This is a genomic window from Aquihabitans sp. G128 (assembly GCF_019048865.1).
Lineage (GTDB): Bacteria > Actinomycetota > Acidimicrobiia > Acidimicrobiales > Iamiaceae > Aquihabitans.
Map to the genome: position 1 here is coordinate 654,795 of NZ_CP077604.1, position 22,788 is coordinate 677,582.

At 73.3% G+C, this 22,788-nt stretch carries 24 protein-coding genes and 3 pseudogenes; 21 read left to right on the top strand and 6 right to left on the bottom strand.

The features are described from left to right. Positions 1 to 56 precede the first annotated feature (56 nt). From KSP35_RS03000 to KSP35_RS03060, 15 genes and pseudogenes are all read left to right on the top strand, one after another. Positions 57 to 938, top strand: coding sequence for a 1-acyl-sn-glycerol-3-phosphate acyltransferase (locus KSP35_RS03000; protein WP_216998809.1), 882 nt, complete (start codon positions 57 to 59; stop codon positions 936 to 938). Between the two features lie 49 nt (positions 939 to 987). Further along, positions 988 to 3,001: pseudogene (thrS, locus tag KSP35_RS03005) on the top strand (threonine--tRNA ligase). Positions 3,002 to 3,252: 251 nt separating this feature from the next. Continuing rightward, a pseudogene (locus tag KSP35_RS25480) lies at positions 3,253 to 3,579 on the top strand (HIT domain-containing protein); the annotation flags it as partial. A 49-nt stretch (positions 3,580 to 3,628) separates the two neighbouring features. Beyond that, complete coding sequence (locus tag KSP35_RS03015; protein ID WP_216998813.1) at positions 3,629 to 4,285, top strand: hypothetical protein; 657 nt, start codon at positions 3,629 to 3,631, stop codon at positions 4,283 to 4,285. Between the two features lie 66 nt (positions 4,286 to 4,351). Then, on the top strand, positions 4,352 to 5,059 hold the full coding sequence (locus KSP35_RS03020; RefSeq protein ID WP_216998815.1) for a CDP-alcohol phosphatidyltransferase family protein: 708 nt from the start codon (positions 4,352 to 4,354) through the stop codon (positions 5,057 to 5,059). A 53-nt stretch (positions 5,060 to 5,112) separates the two neighbouring features. Continuing rightward, positions 5,113 to 5,676, top strand: a pseudogene (locus tag KSP35_RS25485) (hypothetical protein); the annotation flags it as partial. 112 nt (positions 5,677 to 5,788) lie between these two features. Beyond that, on the top strand, positions 5,789 to 6,019 hold the full coding sequence (locus KSP35_RS25490; protein ID WP_371748947.1) for a hypothetical protein: 231 nt from the start codon (positions 5,789 to 5,791) through the stop codon (positions 6,017 to 6,019). A 56-nt stretch (positions 6,020 to 6,075) separates the two neighbouring features. Further along, a complete protein-coding gene (locus KSP35_RS25495; protein WP_371748948.1) occupies positions 6,076 to 7,131 on the top strand; it encodes a glycosyltransferase family 4 protein in 1,056 nt (351 codons plus the stop codon). Between the two features lie 45 nt (positions 7,132 to 7,176). After that, entirely contained in the window at positions 7,177 to 7,728 is a 552-nt protein-coding gene (locus tag KSP35_RS03030; RefSeq protein ID WP_254126957.1) for a LemA family protein, read from the top strand. Positions 7,729 to 7,788: 60 nt separating this feature from the next. Beyond that, on the top strand, positions 7,789 to 8,694 hold the full coding sequence (locus KSP35_RS03035) for a M48 family metallopeptidase (protein ID WP_216998819.1): 906 nt from the start codon (positions 7,789 to 7,791) through the stop codon (positions 8,692 to 8,694). A 75-nt stretch (positions 8,695 to 8,769) separates the two neighbouring features. Further along, positions 8,770 to 9,903, top strand: coding sequence for a DUF3048 domain-containing protein (locus KSP35_RS03040; protein ID WP_216998821.1), 1,134 nt, complete (start codon positions 8,770 to 8,772; stop codon positions 9,901 to 9,903). A gap of 47 nt (positions 9,904 to 9,950) precedes the next feature. Beyond that, positions 9,951 to 10,829: a hypothetical protein gene (locus tag KSP35_RS03045; protein WP_216998823.1), complete on the top strand. Its 879-nt coding sequence runs from the start codon at positions 9,951 to 9,953 to the stop codon at positions 10,827 to 10,829. Between the two features lie 82 nt (positions 10,830 to 10,911). Beyond that, positions 10,912 to 11,823 carry a pyridoxal 5'-phosphate synthase lyase subunit PdxS gene (pdxS, locus tag KSP35_RS03050; RefSeq protein ID WP_216998825.1) on the top strand — a complete coding sequence of 304 codons (912 nt, stop codon included), beginning with the start codon at positions 10,912 to 10,914 and terminating at the stop codon, positions 11,821 to 11,823. 66 nt (positions 11,824 to 11,889) lie between these two features. Further along, positions 11,890 to 12,468, top strand: coding sequence for a pyridoxal 5'-phosphate synthase glutaminase subunit PdxT (pdxT, locus tag KSP35_RS03055; protein WP_254126958.1), 579 nt, complete (start codon positions 11,890 to 11,892; stop codon positions 12,466 to 12,468). A gap of 37 nt (positions 12,469 to 12,505) precedes the next feature. After that, complete coding sequence (locus tag KSP35_RS03060; protein ID WP_216998827.1) at positions 12,506 to 13,252, top strand: YebC/PmpR family DNA-binding transcriptional regulator; 747 nt, start codon at positions 12,506 to 12,508, stop codon at positions 13,250 to 13,252. Between the two features lie 31 nt (positions 13,253 to 13,283). Here the strand turns inward: KSP35_RS03060 and KSP35_RS03065 are convergent, their stop codons facing one another. Beyond that, complete coding sequence (locus tag KSP35_RS03065) at positions 13,284 to 14,288, bottom strand: aldo/keto reductase (RefSeq protein WP_216998829.1); 1,005 nt, start codon at positions 14,286 to 14,288, stop codon at positions 13,284 to 13,286. Positions 14,289 to 14,413: 125 nt separating this feature from the next. Here KSP35_RS03065 and KSP35_RS03070 point away from each other — a divergent pair, with 125 nt between their 5' ends. Both KSP35_RS03070 and KSP35_RS03075 read left to right on the top strand, forming a co-directional pair. Beyond that, positions 14,414 to 14,887 (top strand): redoxin domain-containing protein, encoded by a 474-nt coding sequence (locus KSP35_RS03070; RefSeq protein WP_216998831.1) that lies wholly within the window; start codon positions 14,414 to 14,416, stop codon positions 14,885 to 14,887. A gap of 303 nt (positions 14,888 to 15,190) precedes the next feature. Then, positions 15,191 to 15,514 (top strand): suppressor of fused domain protein, encoded by a 324-nt coding sequence (locus tag KSP35_RS03075; protein WP_216998833.1) that lies wholly within the window; start codon positions 15,191 to 15,193, stop codon positions 15,512 to 15,514. Positions 15,515 to 15,686: 172 nt separating this feature from the next. Here the strand turns inward: KSP35_RS03075 and KSP35_RS03080 are convergent, their stop codons facing one another. Further along, entirely contained in the window at positions 15,687 to 16,883 is a 1,197-nt protein-coding gene (locus KSP35_RS03080) for an RNA polymerase sigma factor (protein ID WP_216998835.1), read from the bottom strand. A 44-nt stretch (positions 16,884 to 16,927) separates the two neighbouring features. Then, a complete protein-coding gene (locus KSP35_RS03085) occupies positions 16,928 to 17,278 on the bottom strand; it encodes a YciI family protein (protein WP_216998837.1) in 351 nt (116 codons plus the stop codon). 167 nt (positions 17,279 to 17,445) lie between these two features. Here KSP35_RS03085 and KSP35_RS03090 point away from each other — a divergent pair, with 167 nt between their 5' ends. Beyond that, positions 17,446 to 17,865 carry a hypothetical protein gene (locus tag KSP35_RS03090; RefSeq protein WP_216998839.1) on the top strand — a complete coding sequence of 140 codons (420 nt, stop codon included), beginning with the start codon at positions 17,446 to 17,448 and terminating at the stop codon, positions 17,863 to 17,865. Positions 17,866 to 17,889: 24 nt separating this feature from the next. Here the strand turns inward: KSP35_RS03090 and KSP35_RS03095 are convergent, their stop codons facing one another. Both KSP35_RS03095 and KSP35_RS03100 read right to left on the bottom strand, forming a co-directional pair. After that, positions 17,890 to 18,777, bottom strand: coding sequence for an ABC transporter permease subunit (locus tag KSP35_RS03095; RefSeq protein ID WP_216998841.1), 888 nt, complete (start codon positions 18,775 to 18,777; stop codon positions 17,890 to 17,892). Then, positions 18,774 to 19,862 carry an ABC transporter ATP-binding protein gene (locus tag KSP35_RS03100; protein WP_216998843.1) on the bottom strand — a complete coding sequence of 363 codons (1,089 nt, stop codon included), beginning with the start codon at positions 19,860 to 19,862 and terminating at the stop codon, positions 18,774 to 18,776. Before KSP35_RS03100 ends, KSP35_RS03095 begins: the two co-directional genes overlap by 4 nt. Positions 19,863 to 19,958: 96 nt before the next feature. Between KSP35_RS03100 and ruvC the strand changes: the two genes are divergently transcribed. The 3 genes from ruvC to ruvB are packed head-to-tail and all read left to right on the top strand — an operon-like array spanning position 19,959 to position 22,172. Continuing rightward, entirely contained in the window at positions 19,959 to 20,483 is a 525-nt protein-coding gene (ruvC, locus tag KSP35_RS03105) for a crossover junction endodeoxyribonuclease RuvC (protein WP_254126959.1), read from the top strand. Further along, positions 20,480 to 21,088 (top strand): Holliday junction branch migration protein RuvA, encoded by a 609-nt coding sequence (gene ruvA / locus KSP35_RS03110; protein WP_216998845.1) that lies wholly within the window; start codon positions 20,480 to 20,482, stop codon positions 21,086 to 21,088. Before ruvC ends, ruvA begins: the two co-directional genes overlap by 4 nt. Positions 21,089 to 21,131: 43 nt before the next feature. Then, entirely contained in the window at positions 21,132 to 22,172 is a 1,041-nt protein-coding gene (ruvB, locus tag KSP35_RS03115; protein ID WP_254126960.1) for a Holliday junction branch migration DNA helicase RuvB, read from the top strand. A 20-nt stretch (positions 22,173 to 22,192) separates the two neighbouring features. Here ruvB and KSP35_RS03120 read toward each other — a convergent pair whose 3' ends face one another. Then, complete coding sequence (locus tag KSP35_RS03120) at positions 22,193 to 22,684, bottom strand: carbonic anhydrase (RefSeq protein ID WP_216998847.1); 492 nt, start codon at positions 22,682 to 22,684, stop codon at positions 22,193 to 22,195. Between the last annotated feature and the right edge of the window lie 104 nt (positions 22,685 to 22,788).

Here is a 22,788-nt window from a genome sequence, read left to right on the forward strand (position 1 = left end):
GCGATCCGGCTCGAACGGCCCGCGACACCCCCCCGACGTGAGGCATGATGCCAGCCATGGCGAGTGAGGACGTCGGCAAGCTCTACCCGGTCGCCAAGGCCGTGCTGACCCCGCTCTTCCGCGCCTCCTGGCGCTTCGACCTGCAGGGCCTCGAGAACATCCCGAAGACCGGCGGGGCCATCCTCTGCCCCAACCACACCTCGGTGCTCGACTCGTTCTTCGTGCCCGCCCTGCTGCCCCGGCGGGTCACCTACGTCGGCAAGGCCGAGTACATGGACTCGTGGAAGACGAAGCACATCTTCCCCGCCCTCGGCATGATCCCCATCGACCGCGAGGGCGGCGACGCCGCCGAGCGGGCCCTCAGCGCCGCCACCCGCGTCCTCGAGAAGGGCGAGCTGTTCGGCATCTACCCCGAGGGCACCCGCAGCCGGGACGGCCGCCTCTACCGCGGCCACACCGGCCCGGCCCGCCTGGCGCTGCGGGCCAACGTGCCGATCATCCCGATCGGCATCACCGGCGCCCGCGACGTCATGCCGCCGGACGCCAAGTTCCCCAAGCTCCGCCTCCCGGTGACCATCCGCTTCGGCGCGCCGATCTCGGTGGAGCGCTACGCCGGCCGTCCCGGCGACCACCTGGTGCTGCGCCAGATCATCGACGAGGTCATGTTCGAGATCCGCGAGCTCTCGGGCCAGGAGTACGTGAACGAGTACGCCAACAAGAAGCGCCACCCGGCGCCGGCCGCCACGCCGCCCGAGGGCGCTCCCAACGAGGGCGCGGACGCCACGGCGAACGGCCACGGCCCGGCCACCGGGGTGAACGGCAGCAGCCCGAAGCCGGCCCCATCGGAGCCCTCGGTGCCCGGCAGCGAGTTCGTCGACGCCACCGATCGGCCCTCCTCGGCCGACATCCTCAAGCGCCCGGTCCGCCGCGGCTCCTGACGCCTTTCTGGTTCCGGGCCCCGCAGGGGCACCGCCTACGCTCGGCGCCATGGCCGACATCACCATCACGCTGCCCGACGGTTCCGAGCGATCGGTCCCTGCGGGCACCACCGTGGGCGGCCTGGCGGCGAGCATCGGCCGCGGCCTGGCCAAGGCGGCGGTCATCGGCGCGGTCAACGGCACCGAGCGGGACCTGGGCTGGGAGCTGGCCGAGGGCGACGTCGTCGAGATCATCACGGCCACCTCCGACCGTGGCCTGTTCACCATCCGCCACTCCACGACCCACGTGATGGCCCAGGCCGTGCTGGAGCTGTTCCCCGGCGCCACGTTCGCCATCGGCCCGCCGGTCGAGCACGGCTTCTACTACGACTTCGAGCTGCCGCCGGGCCCCGACGGCAAGCCCGCCACGTTCGTGCCCGAGGACCTCGAGCGCATCGAGGCCCGCATGCGCGAGATCCTCGCCCAGGCCCAGCCGTTCGTGCGCGACGAGCTCAGCAACGAGCGCGCCCGTGAGGTCTTCGCCGGCCACCGCTACAAGCTCGAGATCATCGACGGCGAGGCCGACGACCCCACCTCGGCGACGGCCTCGGGCCTGGTCCGCACCTACGAGAACCCGCCGGCCGAGGCCTGGGCCCAGCCCGCCTTCGCCGGCTACCCCGGCTTCATCGACCTGTGCCGTGGCCCCCACGTCCCCGACACCAAGAGCTTCCTCGGCCACTTCAAGCTGATGCGGGTGGCCGGGGCCTACTGGCGCGGCGACGAGAAGAAGCCGATGCTCCAGCGCATCTACGGCACGGCCTGGGCCAGCAAGAAGGAGCTCGACGAGCACCTCCACAACCTGGAGGAGGCCGCCAAGCGGGACCACCGCAAGCTGGCCAACGACCTCGACCTGCTCAGCTTCCCCGATGAGCTCGGCGGCGGGCTGGCCGTCTGGCACCCCAAGGGCGGCATCGTCCGCAAGCTCATGGAGGACTACTCCCGGGAGCGCCACGCCAAGGGCGGCTACGAGTTCGTCTACACGCCCAACATCGCCAACGGGAAGCTGTTCGAGGCCTCGGGCCACCTCGGCTTCTACCGGGACGGCATGTACCCGCCCATGGAGATGGACAACGGCGAGTACTACCCCAAGCCCATGAACTGCCCGGGCCACAACCTGATCTTCGACGCCCGCCAGCGCTCCTACCGGGAGCTGCCCCTGCGCCTGTTCGAGCTGGGCACCGTCTACCGCTACGAGAAGTCCGGCACGCTCCACGGCCTCATGCGCATCCGGGGCTTCACCCAGGACGACAGCCACATCTACTGCACGCCCGAGCAGGCCCACGACGAGATCCGGAGCCTCCTGGGCTTCGTGCTGTCGGTGCTGCGCGCCTTCGGGTTCGACGACTTCGAGGCCATGCTCTCCACGCGCCCGGCCAAGGCCGAGACGGTGGGCACCGACGAGGGCTGGGCCGAGGCCACCGAGAACCTCCGGGCCGCGCTGGAGGCCGAGGGGCTGGCCTACGAGGTCGACGAGGGCGGCGGCGCGTTCTACGGCCCCAAGATCGACGTCAAGGTCCGCGACGCCATCGGCCGCCACTGGCAGCTGTCGACCATCCAGTACGACTTCAACATGGCCACCCGCATGGGCCTGGAGTACGTCGGCGCCGACGGCAGCCGGCACACGCCGATCATGTTGCACCGGGCGCTGTTCGGCTCGGTGGAGCGGTTCTTCGGCGTGCTCCTCGAGCACTACGCCGGCGCCTTCCCCACGTGGCTGGCCCCGGTGCAGGTGCGCGTGCTGCCGGTGCGCGACGACCACGAGCCCTACGCCCGCGAGGTGGCCGACGAGCTCACCGCGCTCGGCCTGCGGGCCGACGTCGTCGAGGCCGACGAGAAGCTGGGCAACCGCATCCGCAAGGCCAAGACCGAGAAGCTGCCCTACGTGCTGGTGGTGGGCGACGACGACGTCGCCAGCCGCACCGTCGGCGTGAACCCGCGGGGGAGAGGTCGAGCGGGGCGTCTCGATCGACGAGTTCGCCCAGCGGGTGGTCGACGAGGTCGACGACCAGTCGCACGTCCGATGACGGATCCGGGCGCCGGGCCCGCCAGCGCCGCCGAGGCCGGCGGCGGGCCCGGTCCCGGGCTGGCCCGCCTCTGGGCCGGCTGGCGGACGGCCTACATCGAGCGCCTGGGCGACGACCCCGCCGAGGTCCGCCCCGACGGCGACGGCCGCTCCCTCTTCGAGCGCATCTTCGCCAGCGACCTCCCGGACGACGAGACCCACGTCCTCTGGCGCGGCGAGACCTGCTTCGCCGTCCTCAACGCCTACCCCTACGGCTCGGGCCACCTGCTGGTGCTGCCCCAGCGCGCCGTGGCCGACCTGGGCGGGCTCACCGAGGCCGAGGCCACCGAGCTGTGGGCCGGGGTGCGGGCCGGGGTGGCCGCCATCGAGGCCGCCTACCGCCCCGACGGCGTCAACGTCGGGATCAACCTCGGCGCCGGCGCCGGCGCCGGGGTCCCGGACCACCTCCACGTGCACTGCCTGCCGCGGTGGTCCGGCGACACCAACTTCATGACCGCGGTGGCCGAGGCCCGGGTGCTGCCCGAACCGCTCGAGGTGAGCAGCCGGAAGCTGCGGGCCGCGTGGCCCGCCCCCGCCTGAGCGCCGGAGCGATTGGGGAGGGCTCGTGCCCGCCGCTACCGTCCAGGGCGTGAGCGACGACGACCAGCCGACCACCGGCGCCCCGGCCCCCGAGGCCGAGCCGGACCCCGCCGCCGAGGTGGTCGAGCCGGCGCTGGCCGACACCGAGGTGCGCGACGCGCTGCCCGACGACCTCGACATCTCCGAGTTCGTCGGCCCCTACGTCTTCCCCAACAACAACCGCCGCCGGGTGCCGGGCTACCTGTACCTGTTCATCGGCGTCGCCTGCCTCCTGGCGTGGGTCCTGCTCGGCCGCGACGGCGACGCCGTGCTGGTCAACGGCGGCTTCCTCGCCGCCGGCATCGGCCTGGTCCTCATCGGCGGCTTCCACCTCGTCGCCGGCTGGAACCTCGACGTCGACGAGCGTGACGCCCTCGTTGCGGCCACCGAGCGCGTGGGCTTCCCCGTGGGGCACGCCTCGGCCCAGCTCGGCTGGCGGGGCCTGCGCAGCCGGCCCACCTGGCGCATCCTCCTCTACTCCGCCGAGAACCCGCCCACCCGCCGCGGCCTGGTCCTCGTCGACGGCGTCGACGGGGAGATCGTCTCTTGGTTCACCGAGGACAACCCCGAGGACTGGAGCGACCTCGACGGCGAGCTGGCCCGCGCCGGTGCCACCGGTGGAACCTCCGAGGCCGCCGCGGGCGTCGAACCGGGCGCTGACGGGTAGAGACCCGACGCCGCCGGGCGCAGAGGTGCTAACTTCTGCAAGCAGTCAGGCTCCTGAGGAGACACCATGTTCGATGGCCAGTTCCGGGCCACCTCCGATCGCACGCTGAAGCCCGTCGGGCAGCAGCTCACGCGCACCGGCATCACCGCGAACCAGCTCACCGTCGTCGGCATCACCGTGGCGTGTGCGGCGGCGATCGCCATCGGCAACGGCGCCCTGCGCCTCGGCCTGCTCCTGCTGGTGCTGGCCGCCCTGCCGGACGTGCTCGACGGTGCGGTGGCCAAGGCCTCCGGCACCGCCTCGCCCCGCGGTGCCTTCTTCGACTCCGTGGCCGACCGGTTCACCGACGCCGTGCTCTTCCTGGGCGTGGCGTGGCACCTGTCCACCACGCACCCCGGGCGCATCGCCCTGCTGCCCATGGCGGTGATGGGCGCCTCGATCATCATCTCCTACGAGCGGGCCAAGGCCGAGTCGCTCGGCTACGACGCCAAGGGCGGGCTCATGGAGCGCGCCGAGCGCCTCGTCGCCCTGGGCCTGGGCCTGCTGTTCAACTTCCTGCTCATCCCGATCCTGTGGGTCATGCTCGCCCTCACCCTGCTGACCGCCGGCCAGCGCTTCGTGAAGGTCTGGAAGCAGGCCTCGTCTGAGGTCCCGGTCGCTGCCCGCCGCGTGCCGGTGTCGGCTCGGGCTCGCACCCGGGCACAGGATCGTCGGGTGGCCCGCTCCACCACGCGGCAGGTCCGGCGACGGTCCCAGCTGCGCCCGCCGCGCTGAACCTGCCCGGGTTGCCCCATCCTGCCTACGCCGCCTACCGGGCCGGCAGCGCCGTGGCGCGCCTGCTGCCCGGCCAGGCGGTGCAGCCGGTGGCCTCGGTGGGCGGCTTCGTGGCCGCCAAGCTCATGGCCGGCCGCCGCGACATGGTCGAGCGCCACCAGCTCCGGGTCCGCCCGGACCTGAGCCCCGCCGAGCTCGAGGCGGCGGTCACGCACGTCTTCGAGTCCTACGCCCACTACTGGGTGGAGTCGTTCCGGCTCCCGGGCACGTCACCCGAAGCGCTCGACGCCGGCTTCACCGGCCGGGGCTTCGAGCACGTGCGCGCCGGCATCGACGCCGGCACCGGCGTGGTGATGGCCATGCCCCACCTGGGAGCGTGGGAGTGGGCCGGCTTCTGGACCACCGCCGTGCAGCAGGTGAAGGTGAGCACCGTCGTCGAGGCGGTGGAGCCGCCCGAGCTGGCCCGGTGGTTCACCGACCTGCGCAGCGCCTACGGCTTCGAGGTCATCCCGCTCGATCGTGCCGCCGGCGCCCGCGCCACCGCCGCGCTGGGCGACAACCGCATCCTCACCCTGCTGTGCGACCGCGACGTGTCCGGCGACGGCATCGAGGTCGAGTTCTTCGGCGAGCGCACCACCCTGCCGGCCGGGCCGGCCACCATCGCCCTGCGCAACGGCGCCCCCCCTCATCGCCGCCACCTGCTACTTCGACGGGGACCACCACCAGGGCGTGGCCAACCCGCCCATCGACACCAGCCGGCAGGGCAAGTTCCGGGCCGACGTGGCCCGCGTGACCCAGCTGCTGGCCTACGAGCTCGAGGGCCTCATCCGCCTGGCACCGGAGCAGTGGCACCTGCTGCAGCCGAACTGGCCGAGCGACCGCGTGGCCGCCGGCCTCGAGGCGGCGCCGGGCGAGGCGGCCGACGAGCCGACGGCCGCCGCCGACGGGGGACCGTCGTGAGGATCGGGATCGTCTGCCCGTACAGCATCAGCGTGCCGGGCGGCGTGCAGGAGCAGGTGCTGGGCCTGGCTCGCGCCCTGCGGGCCAAGGGCCACCCCACCCGGGTCCTCGCCCCGTCCGACGGTCCGCCGCCCGACGGCTGGGTCACCCCGCTCGGCAACTCGATCCCCACCGCGGCCAACGGCTCCGTGGCGCCCATCGCCCCGGACCCCTCGGCCCAGCTGCGGCTGATCCGTGCGGTGCGCGACGAGGGCTTCGACGTGCTGCACCTGCACGAGCCGCTCGCCCCGGGCGCCACCATGACCGCCTGCCTGCTCAAGCCGACCCCGCTGGTGGGCACGTTCCACGCCGCCGGCACCAGCGCGTCGTATCGGTACGCGTCGCCCATCCTCAAGTGGATGGCGTCGCGCCTCGACGTGCGCACGGTGGTGTCGGCCGAGGCCGAGGCGCTGGCCCGGGACCACCTCGGCGGCGACTACGTCCACCTGTTCAACGGCATCGAGATCGATCGGTTCGCCAAGGCCGACCCGTGGCCCACCGAGGCGCCGACGATCTTCTTCCTCGGACGCCACGAGCCCCGCAAGGGCCTCGACGTGCTCCTCGCGGCCCTGCCGGCGCTGCCCGCCGACACCCAGGTGTGGATCGGGTCCGACGGCCCGGACACCGAGCGGCTCAAGGTCCAGCACGCCGGCGACCCGCGGATCCACTGGCTGGGGCGGCTGTCGGACGAGGAGAAGCGCCGCCGCCTGCGGGCGGCCGACGTGTTCTGCGCCCCGTCGCTGCGGGGCGAGTCCTTCGGCGTGGTGCTGCTGGAGGCCATGGCCTCTGGGGCGGCCATCGTCGCCGCCGACCTCAGCGGCTACCGGCTGGTGGCCCGGCCCGATCGCGACGGCCTCCTGGTGCCGCCGGGCGACGTCGGCGCGCTGGCCGTGGCCCTGAACCGGGTCCTGGCCGACCGGGACCTGCGCGAGCGGCTGGTGGCCTCGGGCACCGAGCGGGCCACCGAGTTCTCGATGGACACCCTCGCCGACCGGTACCTGGAGCTCTACGCCCAGGTGACCACGGCCAAGCCCCAGGCCCGGGGCTGGCGCCGCCTCCGCCCGCGCGGCTGAGCGCCGTCACCGTGGGAGCGGCCACCCGCCCCCTAAGGTGGGCAGGTGATCGTGCTCATCATCTTGATCGTCGTGGTCGTCGTGCTGGCGCTCGTGACCATGGTCCTCTACAACGGCCTCGTCGGCCTGCGGAACAAGGTCGAGGCCGCCTGGGCCCAGATCGACGTCCAGCTCACCCGGCGCTCGGAGCTCATCCCGAACCTGGTCGAGACGGTCAAGGGCTACGCCGCCCACGAGAAGGAGACGCTGGACGCGGTCATCCGCGCCCGCAACGCCGCCCAGGCCGCCACCACCCCCGGTGAGGCCGCTGCTGCCGACAACGTCCTGACCGGTGCGCTCAAGTCGGTGTTCGCCCTCTCGGAGGCGTACCCGGACCTGAAGGCCAACACGAACTTCCTGAGCCTCCAGGAGACCCTGACGGGCACCGAGGACAAGATCGCCTACGCGCGGCAGTTCTACAACGACACCGTGAACCGCTACAACACCAAGATCCAGTCGGTCCCGTCGTCGATCCTGGCCGGTGCGTTCCACTTCACCGAGCGCGAGTACTTCGAGGCCGACGGCTCCGCCCGCGGCCCGGTCAACGTCCAGTTCTGATCTGAACCCCGGTCGCCCGCCGCTCGCGGTGACCCCACCGGTCGGGAGGCCGGTTCCCCCTTGTACGACCAGGTTGCCCAGAACAAGCGCCGTTCGCTCGCCCTCACCGCCGTCTTCGTGGTCCTCGTCGCCGTGGTGGTCGCGGCCGTGCTGTACCTCTTCGACCTCGGCATCGTGGGCCTCGTCATCGCCCTGGTGGTGGCGGTCGGCTCGGCCTTCGGCTCCTACTGGAAGTCCGATGCCCTCGCCCTGCGGGTGAGCCGGGCCGTCGAGGCCGACCCCGTCACCTACGCCCGGCTGCACAACCTGGTCGAGGGGCTCTGCATCGCCAGCGGCCTGCCGAAGCCCCGGATCTACGTCATCGACGACGTCGCCCCGAACGCCTTCGCCACCGGTCGCAACCCCAAGCACGCCGCCATCGCCGTCACCACGGGGCTGCTCGACAAGATGAACCGCGTGGAGCTCGAGGCGGTCCTCGCCCACGAGCTCAGCCACGTGAAGAACGACGACATCCTGGTCTCCACCATCGCCGTGACCATGGTGGGCTTCGTGACGCTGGCGGCCGACTTCTGCATCCGCATGATGTGGTGGAACGGCGGCCGGCGCGGGCGCAACGACCGCACCGGTGGCGCCGCCCCGTGGCTCGGGTTCATCGGCCTCGGCATCCTCGTGCTCTCGCCCCTGTTGTCGCGGCTCATGCAGCTCGCCGTCAGCCGTCGCCGCGAGGCGCTGGCCGACGTGTCGGCGGTCGAGATGACCCGCTACCCGCCGGGGCTGATCTCGGCGCTGGAGAAGCTGCGCGACGACACCACCGTCGTCCACGCCAGCTCGCGGGCCACCGCCCACCTCTGGATCGAGGCGCCGGTGGCCCGAGTGGAGGAGGAGGGCAAGCTCTCCAAGTGGAACCGCTTGTTCGACACCCACCCGCCCATCGAGGAGCGCATCGCCGCCCTGCGCGAGCTCTGAGCGCGCCCTGAGCGAGCGACGGGCCCGCCCGTCGCCATCCACCCCGCTGCCACCCCCACGGAGCAGGCTCTGACCATGGACGAACCCGAGACCCCGGCCGCCGCCTCCCGGCTCACGCCCCAGGTGAAGCGGGGCCTCCTGGCCGGCGGCGTGGTCGTCGCGGTGATCGCCCTGGTGGCCGGCGTGGCCCTCAGCGGCGGCGATGACAAGGACGACGAGAAGGCGGTCCCCCGCTCCACCACCACGACCACCGCCAAGCCGGCGGCGGTCACCACCACCACCCAGCCGGCATCGGGGCCGGTCGCCCCGCTCACCGGCCTGCGCCTCACCGACCTCGCCACCGCCACCCGCCCGGCCCTGGCCGTGAAGATCGACAACCTCGACGCCCGCAGCGAGACCGCCGTGCCGCAGCGGGGCCTGCCCAAGGCCGACATCGTCATCGAGGAGATCGTCGAGGGGAACATCACCCGGCTCGTGGCCATCTTCCAGTCCCAGAGCCCCGGCCAGGTCGGTCCGGTGCGCTCGGCGCGCACCACCGACATCCACCTGCTCCCGCAGCTCGGCCGGGTGCTGCTCGCCTGGTCCGGGGGCAACGGCGGCGTCACCGCTGCGGTCAAGGCCTCGCCGGCGATCATCGACGTCGGCGCCAACGCCGCGGGCGGCTCCTACGCCCGTGACCGGAGCCGCAAGGCGCCCCACAACCTCTACGTCCAGGCCAACGACCTGTGGAACCGGGCTCCCGCCGACACCCCGGCCCCTGGTCCGCTCTTCTCCTACCGGCCCGATGGCGGCGCCATGCCGGCGAGCGCCAAGCCCGCCCAGGGCGTCGACCTCACGTGGGGCGGTGGCGGCGCGTCGTCGCCGGTGGGCTGGCGGTGGGACCCCAAGCTGAAGCTCTTCCTCCGGAGCCAGAACGGCCGCCCGCACCTGGACCAGGACGGCACCCGCCTGTCGGCCCAGAACGTGGTGGTCCTGGTCACGCCCTACGGCCAGAGCCCGGCCGACACCCGCTCGCCCGAGGCGCTCACCGTCGGCGGGGGAGAGGCGTTCGTGTTCACGAACGGTGCCGTGGTCCACGGGCGATGGGACCGTCCGGCCGAGGACAAGCCGGCCGCCCTCATCGACGACGCCGGCGCACCCATCCAGCTCACCCCGGGCCAGACCTGGATCGAGCTGCCCCGCGCCGGCGGCGCCACCACGGTCTCCTGACGTCGGCTCGGGGTTCCGCCCGCCACGGGCGGGGTACCCCGTACCCCGTGCAGAACACGACCGACCAGCGGCTGGCGGGGCGCCGCCGGATCCGAGCGCTGCTCGTCGTCCTGGCCCTGGGCATCGGTGCGACCGCCTGCAGCAACTCCGACGGGAGCAGCGACGCAGACCGAGCGACGACGACCACGACGGCCCCGACGACCACGACCGAAGCCCGCCCCACGACGACCGAGGTGGCGGTCCTGCCCTCGGCGGCCGAGACCTGCGGCGGCATCGACGGGACGACGGCGTGGCTCGACGTCGACGGCGTCGGTCGCATCCAGACCGCCACCATCGGGTCGGGCGACGTGGTGGCCATCTTCCTGCACCAGTCGGACCGGCAGGGGATGTGCGGGTTCGCCCCCTTCGCCGAGCGCCTCGCCGGCGAGGGCGTGCGCTCGATCCTGGTGAACCAGTGCGAGTACGGCGCCAGCCGGTGCGCAGGCGGCGCAGCGGCCGGACCGGCGGGCTGGCCCACCGTGGCGGCCGCGGCGGTGGCCCAGGCTCGCACCGATGGTGCGACGCGCGTCGTCCTCGTCGGGGCCTCCGCCGGAGGCACCCTGGCCGTGGCGACGGCAGGCGTCGAGCCAGCGCCCGCCATCGACGCGATCGTCGATCTGTCCGGCCCCATCGCCTACGGCCAGCTCGATTCGGAGCCGGCCGCCGCACAGGTCCGCCAGGCCGTTCTGGTGATCACCGCCCCCGACGACCCGGACGGGCCGACCGAGGCCGAGGCGAAGGCCCTCCTCGCCGCCATGCCGTCCACCGACAAGCGGCTCGAGCTGGCCACCGAGCAGCCCGGCACCCACGGCTGGGCCCTGTTGGGCGACGAGGGGGCGTGGACCCCGAGGGCCGACGAGGTCTCGGCCTTCGTGCGCGGCGGCTGACCCAGCGCACCGAGTCCCGGCGTCGGTCCCGGCTCGGGCAACGGGCTTCTGGTCCCGGGTGCCCGCTCCCTAGACTCCGACCATGGCCGACACGTCCTCCTCCGCCGCCCGACCCACCTCGGAGACCGGTACCCAGCTCGTGAAGCGGGGCCTCGCCGAGATGCTCAAGGGCGGCGTCATCATGGACGTGGTCGACCCCGAGCAGGCCAAGATCGCCGAGGACGCCGGCGCCGTGGCGGTCATGGCGCTCGAGCGGGTGCCCTCCGACATCCGCCGCGACGGCGGCGTGGCCCGCATGTCCGATCCCGAGATGATCGAGGGCATCAAGGCCGTCACCACCATCCCGGTGATGGCCAAGGCCCGCATCGGCCACTTCGTCGAGGCCCAGATCCTCGAGGCGCTCGGCGTCGACTACGTCGACGAGTCCGAGGTCCTCACCCCGGCCGACGAGGCCCACCACATCGACAAGTGGGCCTTCACCGTGCCGTTCGTCTGCGGCGCCACCAACCTGGGCGAGGCGCTGCGCCGCATCAGCGAGGGCGCCTGCATGATCCGCTCCAAGGGCGAGGCCGGCACCGGCAACGTGGTCGAGGCCGTGCGCCACCTGCGCTCCATCATCGGCGACATCCGCAAGATCACCCAGGCCGACAACGCCGAGCTCTTCGACTGGGCCAAGCGCCTCCAGGCCCCGCTGCCGCTGGTGCAGGAGATCCACGAGACCGGCAAGCTCCCGGTGCCCATGTTCTGCGCCGGCGGGCTGGCCACGCCGGCCGATGCCGCCCTCGCCATGCAGCTCGGCGCCGAGAGCGTGTTCGTCGGCTCGGGCATCTTCAAGTCCGACAACCCGTCGGTGCGGGCCAAGGCCATCGTCGAGGCCACCACGCACTTCAACGACCCCGCCATCCTCGCCAAGGTGAGCCGCGGCCTCGGTGGCGCCATGCCGGGCCTCGAGATCGGCGGCCTCGAGACCACCTTCGCCGACCGGGGCTGGTAGCCCCGGTGCCCGGTTCGCCTGCTGCCGCCTCCGACGGGCCCCGCTCGTCGGAGCCCCCAGGATCGGGTGGCGCCGGTGAAGGTCGGCCTGCTCGCGCTCCAAGGCGCTGTCGCCCCGCACGCTGAGGCGCTGCGGTCCCTCGGCGCCGCGCCCGTCGAGGTCCGCACCCCGGCCCAGCTGGCCGACGTCGAGGCGCTCGTCATCCCCGGTGGCGAGTCCACCACCATGTCCAAGCTGCTCGACACCTCGGGCCTGGCCGAGCCGCTCACCGAGCGCCTGGCGGCGGGGATGCCAACCTTCGGCACCTGTGCGGGGATGATCGTCCTCGCCCGCACCGTGCTCGACGGCCGCGCCGACCAGCGGTCCTACGACGCCATCGACGTGACCGTGCGCCGCAACGCGTTCGGCCGCCAGGTCGACTCCTTCGAGGCCGACCTCGACATCGACGGGCTCGACGGCGGCTTCCACGCCGTGTTCATCCGGGCCCCGTTCGTGGAGGAGGTCGGCGCCGGCGTGGAGGTCCTGGCCAGCGTCGACGGCCACCCCGTGCTGTGCCGCCAGGGCCCGGTGCTGGTGTCGGCCTTCCACCCCGAGCTCACCGGCGACCGCCGGCTGCACGAGCTGTTCCTGAACCTCGTGGGCTGACCAGCCTACGATCGCAAACTCGACCGAGGAGGTCCCCATGTCCGGGCATTCCAAGTGGGCAACGATCAAGCACAAGAAGGGCGCCACCGACGCCAAGCGGGCCAAGGTGTTCGCCAAGCTGATCCGCCAGGTCGAGGTGGCCGCCCGCGAGGGCGGTCCCGATCCGGAGATGAACCCGTCCCTGCGGACGATGTACCAGAAGGCCCGGGACTCCTCGGTGCCGCTGGACACCATCGAGAAGGCCATCAAGCGGGCCACCGGCGGGCTCGACGGCGTCAACTACGAGCAGATCACCTACGAGGGCTACGCCCCCGGTGGCGTGGCGCTGCTCATCGAGGTGCTCACCGACAACCGGAACCGCAGCGGCTCCGACGTGCGCTCGGTCTTCACCAAGCGGGGCGGCTCCATGGCCGAGCCCGGCGCCGTGGCGTGGCAGTTCGACCGCAAGGGGAGCTTGCTGGTCGACGGCGGAGCCGACGAGGACGAGCTGATGATGGCGGCCATCGAGGCCGGCGCCGAGGACATCGTGCGCGCCGGCGAGGCGTGGCAGGTCTCCACCGCGCCCACCGACCTCCACTCGGTGCGCACCCAGCTCGAGGAGGGTGGCTTCAAGGTCCTCGAGGGCGACCTCACCATGGTCGCCCAGAACCTGGTGCCCATCGAGGACGCCGGCTCGGCCAAGAAGGTGCTCGACCTGCTCGACGCCCTCGAGGACATCGACGACGTGCAGGACGTCTACGGCAACTTCGACCTCTCCGACGAGGTCGTGGCGCAGCTCGACTGAGCGGGAGCGACGACGCCCGCCGGCCCGGCAGTCAGCCGGCCGGTGGGGTGTCGCGGTTGACCCAGCCCAGGTCGGGGTCGTACCGCGGGCCGGCGACCTGGGCCGCGGCCTGGTCGAGCTGCTCGAGGTCCGCCGGGGTGAGCTGCACCGAGGCGCCGCCGGCGTTGTCCTCGAGGTAGGTCACGCGCTTGGTGCCGGGGATCGGGATGAGGTCGTCGCCCTGGGCGAGGATCCAGGCGATGGCGACCTGGCCGGGCGTGGCGCCATAGCCGTCGGCCACGTTGCGGACCAGTTCGACGAGGGCCTGGTTGGCGGCCATGGCCTCCGCGGCGAAGCGGGGGTTGTTGCGGCGCCAGTCGCCCTCGGGCAGGTCGTCCGGGGTGGTGAACGAACCGGTGAGGAAGCCCCGGCCGAGCGGGCTGTAGGGCACGATGCCCATGCCGTGGCGCCGGCAGGCATCCATGATCGGGCCCTCGATGTCCCGGCTCCACAGCGAGTACTCGGTCTGGAGGGCGGCGATGGGGTGGGTGGCGGCGGCGCGGTCGATGGTGTCGACCGAGGCTTCGGACAGGCCGATGTGGCCGATCTTGCCCTCGGCCACCAGCTCGCCCAGGGCGCCGACGGTCTCCTCGATCGGGGTCGTGCCCGACGGACGGTGCAGGTAGTACAGGTCGATGTGGTCCACGCCCAACCGCTTGAGCGAGCCCTCGACCGAGGAGCGGGCGTAGGCGGGGGTCCCGTCGACGCCGAGGCCGGTCGGGCTCTCGCGGTCGGCCACCAGGCCGAACTTGGTGGCCAGCACGACCTCGTCGCGGCGGCCGGCGATGGCCGCGCCCACGGCCTCCTCGCTGGTGAACGGGCCGTAGACGTCGGCGGTGTCGAGCAGGGTGACGCCGAGGTCGAGCGCCCGGTTGATGACCTCGTGGGCGCCGGTGCCGTCGTAGCCGCCGTAGATGCCACTGAAGCTCATGCAGCCGAGGCCGACCGCACCGGCGGTGATGCCGGAGCGGCCGAGGGCGCGGGTGGGGAGGGCCATGGGAGAGCTCGCTTTCGAGAGGACGGGGGTCGGCGACGACGGTACCCAGCGCAGCCCGGTGCGGGGACGACGGGAAGCGCTCGATCCGGTTTCTCCAGGACGAGGTGGCGGCGTATGGTCCGACGATGGCCGTGACCGCAGGGGACCCCGCACCGACGTTCCGGCTCTGGGGCGTGCACGACGGCGCCCGGCGCGAGTACACGCTGGAGGAGTTCGCCGGCCGGCCCGTCGTCCTGATCACGTACCCGGGCGACAACACCCCGGTCTGCACGCGGCAGCTGAACGCCTACACCGGCGACATCGATCGCTTCCTCGACCTCGACGCCCAGCTGCTGGCCGTCAGCCCCGAGGACCTCGACAGCCACCAGGGCTTCAGCGACCACCAGGGCGGCTTCGCGTTCCCGCTGCTGGCCGACGTCGACAAGTCCCTCGCCCGGGACTACGGCGTGCTCGGGCCCGTCGGCTTCTACCGGCGCTGCGTGTTCGTCATCGACGGGCAGGGCCGCCTGGCCCACGTGCACCGCGGCTTCGCCGGGGCCACCTTCCGCAAGACCCCGGAGCTGCTCCACGCCGTCGAGCAGGCCCGCGCCCGCGCCTGACCGTGGACGACCACCAGCTCGAGCCGTACCGGGACGTGGCCCCGGAGCTCTTCGACGCCTACGTGGCGGCCTGGGGCCCGGTCGCCACCGCCGGATCGGTCCGCCACGAGGCGAGCGGCCGGCGCATCAACGTGCTGGTGTTCGTCGAGCCCGACGGCTCGCTGGTCCGCTTCGTGACCCACGGCCTGGGCCGGGCCCCGGCCGCCGACGGCGAGGCGCTGCAGCTGGAGCTGCTGCTGGCGGCCCGGCCCGACCTCGGCGGGGTCGAGCCCGAGAAGGCCGTCGAGCTCGTGTTCGACGTCGGTGCGCACCTGCTCACCCTGGGCCTGCGGCCGACGCCGCCGATGCTCATGCCCCCCCACCGAGCTCAGCCCCTGGCTGCCCTCGGCCCTGCTGTTCGACGAGCCGCTGCGCGAGCCGGAGTCGGTCGCGGCGCTGGAGGCCGACGGCGTCCACGTCCACCTCCTCGCCCTGGTGCCGCTCCACCCCGAGGAGCACGACCTGCTGGAGGGTGCCGAGTCGCTCGAGCAGGCCGTCGACGACCTGGCCCGGTCCCTCGGCGACCTCACCTGGGCCGACCTGGGCCGCCCGCCGTCGCCCCAGACCTGGCTCCGCCGCCCCGACTGACCTCGCGGATTCCTGTCGCCAGGGGTCGGCATGCGACCCGGAGCGACGGGAACCGGCTGTGGTCGCGGTTTCCTGTCGCCAGGGGTCGGCATGCGACCCGGAGCGACGGGAATCAGCTGTGGTCGCGGTTTCCTGTCGCCAGGGGTCGCCTGGCGACCCGGAGCGACGGGAATCAGGCAGCCAGCGCGGCGAGGCGGGCCTCGAGGAGGCGACGGACGGGGGCCGTGAGCGGGAGGGCGAGGGCGGCGCGCAGGGCGTGGGCGGCCTCGGTGGGGCGGTCGAGGCGGGTGAGCAGCTCGGCGCGGGCGCCGTGCCAGAGCGGGTAGCGACCCAGGCCGTCGAGCTCGTCGACCAGGGCGAGGGCCGGCTCGGCGCCGTCGCGCTCGGCCACGGCCGCGGCCCGGTTCAGGCGGACGACCGCGGTGTCGGTCGCGGTGAGCAGCACGTCGTACCAGCTGACGATGGCGGCCCAGTCGGTGTCGGCGTAGGTGGGGGCGAGGTCGTGGGCGGCGGCGATGGCGGCCTGGACGACGTAGGGGTCGGGCCGGTCGGGAGACCGGCGCAGCCCTTCGCCGACGAGGACCACCCCCTCGGCGATGGCGGTCCGGTCCCAGCGCCCGCGGTCCTGGTCGGCGATGAGCACGAGGCCGCCGCCGGGGTCGAGGCGGGCGTCTCGCCGGGCGTGCTGCAGCAGCATCAGGGCGAGCAACCCCTGGAGGCCGGCCTCGCCGGGCAGCAGGTCGACCAGCAGCCGGGCCAGCCGGATGCCCTCCTCGGCGAGCGCTGGGCGCAGGTGGTCCTCGCCGGCCGTGGCGGCGTAGCCCTCGTTGAACACGAGGTAGGCCACGGTGGCCACCGCTGCCAGGCGATCGGGCAGCTCGTGGTCGGGCGGGACGCGGTAGGGGATCTTGGCCACGGCGATCTTCTGGCGGGCTCGGGTGAGGCGCTTGGCCATGGTGGCCTCGCTCACCAGCAGCGAGCGGGCGACCTCGTCGGTGCCGAGCCCGCAGAGCGTGCGCAGCGCGAGCGCCACCTGGGTGTCGGGCGCCAGGGTCGGGTGGCAGCAGGTGAAGACCAGCCGGAGCAGGTCGTCGTGGACCGCCGAGCCGGTGGGGTCGGGCGGGTCCCGGTCGAGCAGGCCCACGGCCTCGGCCTCCTTGTCGCTGCGGCGGGCTTCGCGCCGGGCGCGGTCGATGGCGCGGTGCCGCGCCGCGGTGAGCAGCCAGGCCCGGGGGTTGGGCGGGACGCCGTCTCGCGCCCAGGCGTCGAGGGCCTGGACCAGTGCGTCCTGGACGGCGTCCTCGGCCCGACCGAGGTCGCCGATCGTGCGGGTGAGGGTGGCGAGGACGGCGCGCCCCTCGTCGCGCACGAGGCGGACGAGGGACGCAGCCGGATCCTCGGGGGCGGCCAGCGTCAGCCGCCGAACTCGATGACCGGGCGGACCTCGACGGCGCCGTCCCAGGCGCCGGGGATGCGGGCCGCCCACGCCACCGCCTCGTCGAGGTCGGCGCACTCGAGCAGGTAGAAGCCCGTCAGGACCTCCTTGGTCTCGGCGTAGGGGCCGTCGGTGGTGACGACGTCGCCGCCCTTGCCGCCCTGGACGCGCACCGTGGTGGCCGTGGCGGTGGGGTAGAGCGCGGCGCCGCCGCGCAGGATGGCGGCGGCGGCCCCGCTGAACTCCTGGTACTCGCCGGTGGTGGCTGCCTCGTCGGGCGAGGTCCAGTCGGCGTCTCGGGAGTAGATGGTGGCGCAGTACTGGGGCATGGCGGGTCCCTTTCGGTGGCGGTGGCTCGACGACGTTCGCCGAGTCCACCATGGAGACGAACGGCGGGGACGGAAAAGGACAGCCGGCCGCGGAGCTCTGCGATCGTCCGGGTGGACGATCCGGCCTAGCGTGCGAGCGCTGGCGGACCGGGTGGGAGGGGGTCGGCGTGATCGAGCACCGCGGTGGAGGCTTCCAGGACGGCGCGGGACGGGAGCCGTCCGAGCCGTGGCGGGGGCCGGATCGCCACGGGTTCGCGGTGGCGGCGGTCGTGCTGGGCGCCACCGCCACGCTGGCGGCGATCGGCGTGGTGGCCCTGGCCTACGGCTGGTTCGGTCGCGACGTGGAAGACCCCGGCGAGGGCTACGAGCTCTACGGCGCCTTCCTCGTGCTGGTGGCAGCGCTGTTCTCGGCGGTGGTGGGGGCCATCGGCTTCGGCCTCGCCCTGGCGGCGCTGTTCGGTGCGGACCACCGCCGCCGGACGCGCCGGCTCGGATCGGTCGGCCTCGGCCTCTCGCTGGTGCCGTTCGTCGCGGTCGGCGTCGGCCTGGCCGCGCTCGTGGTGGCAGGGACGTCGTCGGGGGGATGAGCCCCGCTCGTGGGCCGGGAGCGCTCAGACGCCGTCGGCGACGCCGAGGAGGCGGGAGCGGCTGACGGCGCGCATGCCCCGGGAGAGGCCGAAGATCGCAACGATCCAGGCCACGACGCCGAGCCAGAGGCCGGCCGAACCGGCGCCGAAGAGGGCGCCGGTGCTCTGGCTGTAGGCGATGCCGATCATCGGCAGCGTCACCAGGCCGGCAGCCTGCTGGGCCGCGGCGGTGCTCTTCACCCGGGCCGAGAGGCGCAGGACGATCGAGAGGGTGAGGGCGAGGAAGGGCGGGACCACCCAAAGCATCAGCACCCACCACTGCGAGGTGGGGAAGAACCAGCCGCCGACCTCGGGGCCGACGAAGAGGTTCACGATCAGCGAGTAGACGCCGAAGCCGAGCAGCGTGGTGGCGTAGCCGGGCAGCAGGCTGGCGATCAGCTTCCCGAGGTAGATCTCGCGCTCGTGGGCGGGGGAGTGGGCGAGGAACTCGCCGGTGCCCCGCTCGCGCTCGCCGACGATGGTCGACGCGCCGATGGCGGTGGAGATGGTGAGGGGGACGACGATGGCCACCGGCGCCAGGAGGAACACCGCCAGGGCGTAGGCGGTGCGGCCCTGGTCGCTGGTGCCCTTGATCTGGTGCTGGGCCGTGGCCGGCAGGACCTTGAGCGTCTGCGACATCTGGGACACCACCTGCACGTCACCGATCTTGGTGATGGTGAGCAGGAGGATCGTCGGGATGATCAGGAAGAAGATGGCGCCGAGGAACACCATCGGCATCCAGAAGCCCTTGTCCTCCAGCAGCTGGCGGATGTCGGAGCGGGCGACGATCCAGATGCGCTTGCGGCTCAGGTTGCGCCACCCCGTCCGGGGTGGGGCGGCGCTGGCCGGCGTGGGCTCGGCGACGGCGGTCATCGGTGGTCTCCTTCGGCGCCGGGCCACCCGGTGAGGGCGGCCACCTGGCGGTGGCGGTCGGTCAGGGGGCCGTCGTCCTCGGCTGCCGGCGTGAGCTGCCGGCCGCCGTCGTCGGCGATGGGCTTCTTGGTGCGGACCGCGAAGTACAGGTCCTCGAGGGTGGGCTCGAGCGGTTCGGCGCGCGTGAGGCGCACGCCGTTGGCCACCAGGGCGGTGATGAGGTCGGGGATGCGGTGGTCGCCGTCGAGGTGCAGCCGGAGGCGGGTCGGGTCGCTGTCGGGCTCGAGGTTGCGGACGCCAGGGATGTTGCGGGCCACCTGCAGGGCCTCGGGGTTCTCGGCGCCCACGAGGACCACGGTGCCGGGCCAGAAGCGGCGGGTGAGCTCGGTCGGCGTGCCGGCCACCAGGTCCTTGCCGTCCTCCATGACCACGACCTTGTCGGCGAGGCCCTCGGCCTCCAGCAGGAGGTGGGTGCACATGACGACCGTGCGACCGTCGGCGGTCATCTCGCGGATCATCTCGAGTACGGCGTGGCTCGACTCGGGGTCGAGGCCCGAGGTCGGCTCGTCGAAGAGGAGCAGGTCCGGCTCGTGGAGGATCGAGCGGGCCAGCGCCAGGCGGGTCTTCATGCCGGTGGAGAAGCCGCCCACCCGCTGGTCGAGGGCGTGCTCGATGCCGAAGCGGGCCGCCGCGGCGCGGATGCGCCCGTCGATGCCGTCGCCCCGGCCGAGGCCGTAGAGCTCGGCGGCGTAGGCCAGGTTGGCGAAGCCGTCGAGGCGGTCGTAGAGAGCGGGCTTGGCCGAGACGACGCCGCAGCGGCGCCGGACCTCCTCGCCGTGGGCCGAGGGGTCGAGGCCGAAGGTCCGCACCACGCCGGCGTGGGCGTCGAGGGCACCGGTGATCATGCGGATGGCCGTCGTCTTGCCGGCGCCGTTGGGGCCGAGCAGGACGGTGATCTTGTTCGACGGCACCACGAGGTCGAGCCCGGCGAGCGCGTCGACCTGCCCGAAGCGGCGGCGGACCCCCTCCAGGGCGACGACCGGCGGCGCGCCGTTCTCCGGCGGTGGGGGCAAGGTGGCGCTCATCGCCCACCCCATCGGCCGGTCGCTGCTCGAAGTTGACCCGTGGGCCCCACGAGACGGTCCGCCGGGCCGGCCGCCGATCCGGCTACGGTCGTACAGGTGTTCGTGCTGGGGATCGATCCGGGCCTGTCCCGCTGCGGCTACGGGGCGGTGCGCGCCACCGCCAAGGGGCCGCGCGCCCAGGCCATCGGGGTCATCCGCACCTCGCCGGCCGACGAGCTGCCCAGCCGCCTGGCCGAGCTGCAGCTGGAGCTGCGGGCGCTCATCGCCGAGCTGCAGCCCGACGTCGTGGCCGTCGAGCGCATCTTCTTCCAGAACAACGTGCGCACCGCCATGTCGGTCGGCCAGGCCAGCGGCCTCGCCATGGCCGAAGCGGTGGCGGCGGGGTGCGAGGTCAGCCAGTACTCGCCGAACGAGGTCAAGCTCGCGGTGGCCGGCGACGGCGCCGCCGACAAGGTGCAGGTGCAGATGATGGTCCAACGCCTCCTGGGGCTCGCCGCCCCGCCCAAGCCGGCCGATGCCGCCGACGCCGCCGCCCTGGCGCTCTGCCACCTGGCCCACGCGCCCGGCCGGGCCCGCCTGGCCGCGGCCAGCGCCCGCACCGCCGCCCGGGTGGCCCGGTGATCGGCTCGCTGCGCGGCACGCTGCTGGACCGCGCCCTCACCGGCGAGATCCTGGTGGAGGTCGCGGGCGTGGGCTACCGGGTCCAGGCCGGCCCCGCCACCTCCGCCCGCCTCGGGGACCTCCAGGCGGAGGTGTTCGTCTGGATCCACCACCACGTCCGCGAGGACGCCGACACCCTCTACGGCTTCGCGTCCAAGGGCGAGCGGGACGCGTTCGAGGCGCTGCTCGGCGCCCACGGCGTCGGTCCGGCCCTGGCGCTCGCCATCCTCTCGGTCCACCCGCCGGCCAACCTGGCCCGGGTCCTGGCCGACGACGACGTCGCCGCGCTGTGCCTCGTGCCCGGCGTCGGCAAGAAGACCGCCGCCCGGCTGCTCATCGAGCTCAAGACCCGCCTCGACGTGCCCCTGGGCGACGGCGTGCCCGCCACTGACGGGCTCGACGGCCCCGGGGGCGCACCGCACTCGGTCCGGGCCGACGTGCGCGACGCGCTGGTCGGCCTCGGCTACACGCCCGAGGAGATCGCCGAGGCCACCCGTGAGCTGCCCGACGCCGATGCCGGGGCGGCGCTGAAGGAAGCCCTGCGCCGCCTGGCGAGCACCCGGTGAGGGGCGCGGCGGCCACCGTCTCGTCGGCAAGGATGGCCTGACCGTGCGAGACGAGCTGCTCACCCCCGAACCGCTGGAGCCGGGCGAGGTCTCCGACGAGGTCAGCCTGCGGCCCAAGACCCTCGCAGACTTCGTCGGCCAGGCCGAGCTCAAGGAGCACCTGTCGATCATCCTGGAGGCCGCCCGCCTGCGCGGCCAGGCGGCCGACCACCTGCTCTTCGCGGGGCCGCCGGGGCTGGGCAAGACCACGCTGGCCACCATCGTCGCCGGCGAGATGGAGGCGGGCATCCACGTCACCTCCGGCCCGGCGCTCGAGCGCGGCGGGGACCTGGCCTCGATCCTGTCCCAGCTCGCCGAGGGCGACGTGCTGTTCATCGACGAGATCCACCGGCTGTCCCGTGCCGTCGAGGAGGTGCTGTACCCGGCCATCGAGGACTTCCAGCTCGACATCGTGCTGGGCAAGGGGCCGGCCGCCCGCTCCATCCGCATGGACGTGCCTCGCTTCACCCTGGTGGGGGCCACCACCCGCACCGGGCTCATCACCGGCCCGCTGCGCGACCGCTTCGGCCTGGTGGCCCGGCTCGACTACTACGAGCCGTCGGACCTCGAGTCCATCGTCACCCGGGCGGCCGGGATCCTCGACGTGCGGGTCGACGAGGACGGCGCATCGGAGATCGCCCGCCGCGCCCGGGGCACGCCCCGGATCGCCAACCGGCTGCTGCGTCGGGTCCGCGACTTCGCCGAGGTGCGCGGCACCGGCCTGGTCGACGCCGTCGCCGCCCGGGAGGGCCTGCGGGTCTTCGGGGTCGACGAACGGGGCCTCGACAAGGTGGACCGCGCCCTGCTGGTGGCGCTGTGCGAGCGCTTCGGCGGTGGCCCCGTGGGGCTGTCGACCCTGGCCATCAGCGTCTCGGAGCCCACCGAGACCGTCGAGGACGTCTACGAGCCGTTCCTCATCCGCGAGGGCTTGCTCATGCGCACCCCCCGGGGTCGGGTGGCCACGCCCGCGGCGTGGGCCCACATCGGCAAGCCGGCGCCCGCGGCGGCGCCGGACAGCGCCCCGCCCCCCGGCCTCTTCGGCTGAGGGGCGAGGCGGCGGCCTGCTCAGCTGACCTCGCGCAGCTTGCCGGTCTCCACCTCGTAGACGAAGCCGCGCACGGCGTCGGTCTTGGGGATGAACGGGTCGGCCTTGATGCGGGCGATGCTCTGGCGCACGTCGTCGTCGGCGTCGGGGAACGCCTCCAGGGCGTAGGACGGGCTCAGGCCGGTGTCGGCCAGGATCTGGTCCTTCACCTCGTCGTCGTGGAAGGTGAGCATCCCGCAGTCGGTGTGGTGGATGAGGACGATCTCCTCGGTGCCCAGCAGCCGCTGCGAGATCACCAGGCTGCGCAGGGCGTCCTGCGAAGCCACGCCGCCGGCGTTGCGGATGACGTGGGCATCGCCTTCTTGCAGACCCAGGGCCTTGGCCGGGTCGAGGCGGGCGTCCATGCAGGCCAGCACGGCCACCTTCTTGCCGGGGGGCAGCGGGAGGTCGCCCTTGTCGAAGGACGCCACATAGGCGTCGTTGTTGCTGAGCAGGTCGTCGGTGGCGGTCATCGGGTCCCTCCGAGGGGGTGGGGGCGTGGATGGGCGAAAGTCGACCATCCTGGTCAACTATATGGGCAATGCGCGTCGACGGGGTTGCGGGACCGCCCCCAACC

What these genes read in the sequence shown, in the direction of transcription:
- pdxS (WP_216998825.1), top strand. Translation starts at nt 10,912, where the DNA reads ATGGCCGACACGTCCTCCTCCGCCGCCCGACCCACCTCGGAGACCGGT.
- KSP35_RS03065 (WP_216998829.1), bottom strand. Translation starts at nt 14,288, where the DNA reads ATGGCCCTCCCCACCCGCGCCCTCGGCCGCTCCGGCATCACCGCCGGT.
- KSP35_RS03000 (WP_216998809.1), top strand. Translation starts at nt 57, where the DNA reads ATGGCGAGTGAGGACGTCGGCAAGCTCTACCCGGTCGCCAAGGCCGTG.
- KSP35_RS03095 (WP_216998841.1), bottom strand. Translation starts at nt 18,777, where the DNA reads ATGACCGCCGTCGCCGAGCCCACGCCGGCCAGCGCCGCCCCACCCCGG.
- KSP35_RS03060 (WP_216998827.1), top strand. Translation starts at nt 12,506, where the DNA reads ATGTCCGGGCATTCCAAGTGGGCAACGATCAAGCACAAGAAGGGCGCC.
- KSP35_RS03070 (WP_216998831.1), top strand. Translation starts at nt 14,414, where the DNA reads ATGGCCGTGACCGCAGGGGACCCCGCACCGACGTTCCGGCTCTGGGGC.
- KSP35_RS03040 (WP_216998821.1), top strand. Translation starts at nt 8,770, where the DNA reads ATGGACGAACCCGAGACCCCGGCCGCCGCCTCCCGGCTCACGCCCCAG.
- KSP35_RS03020 (WP_216998815.1), top strand. Translation starts at nt 4,352, where the DNA reads ATGTTCGATGGCCAGTTCCGGGCCACCTCCGATCGCACGCTGAAGCCC.
- KSP35_RS03120 (WP_216998847.1), bottom strand. Translation starts at nt 22,684, where the DNA reads ATGACCGCCACCGACGACCTGCTCAGCAACAACGACGCCTATGTGGCG.
- KSP35_RS03100 (WP_216998843.1), bottom strand. Translation starts at nt 19,862, where the DNA reads ATGAGCGCCACCTTGCCCCCACCGCCGGAGAACGGCGCGCCGCCGGTC.
- KSP35_RS03085 (WP_216998837.1), bottom strand. Translation starts at nt 17,278, where the DNA reads ATGCCCCAGTACTGCGCCACCATCTACTCCCGAGACGCCGACTGGACC.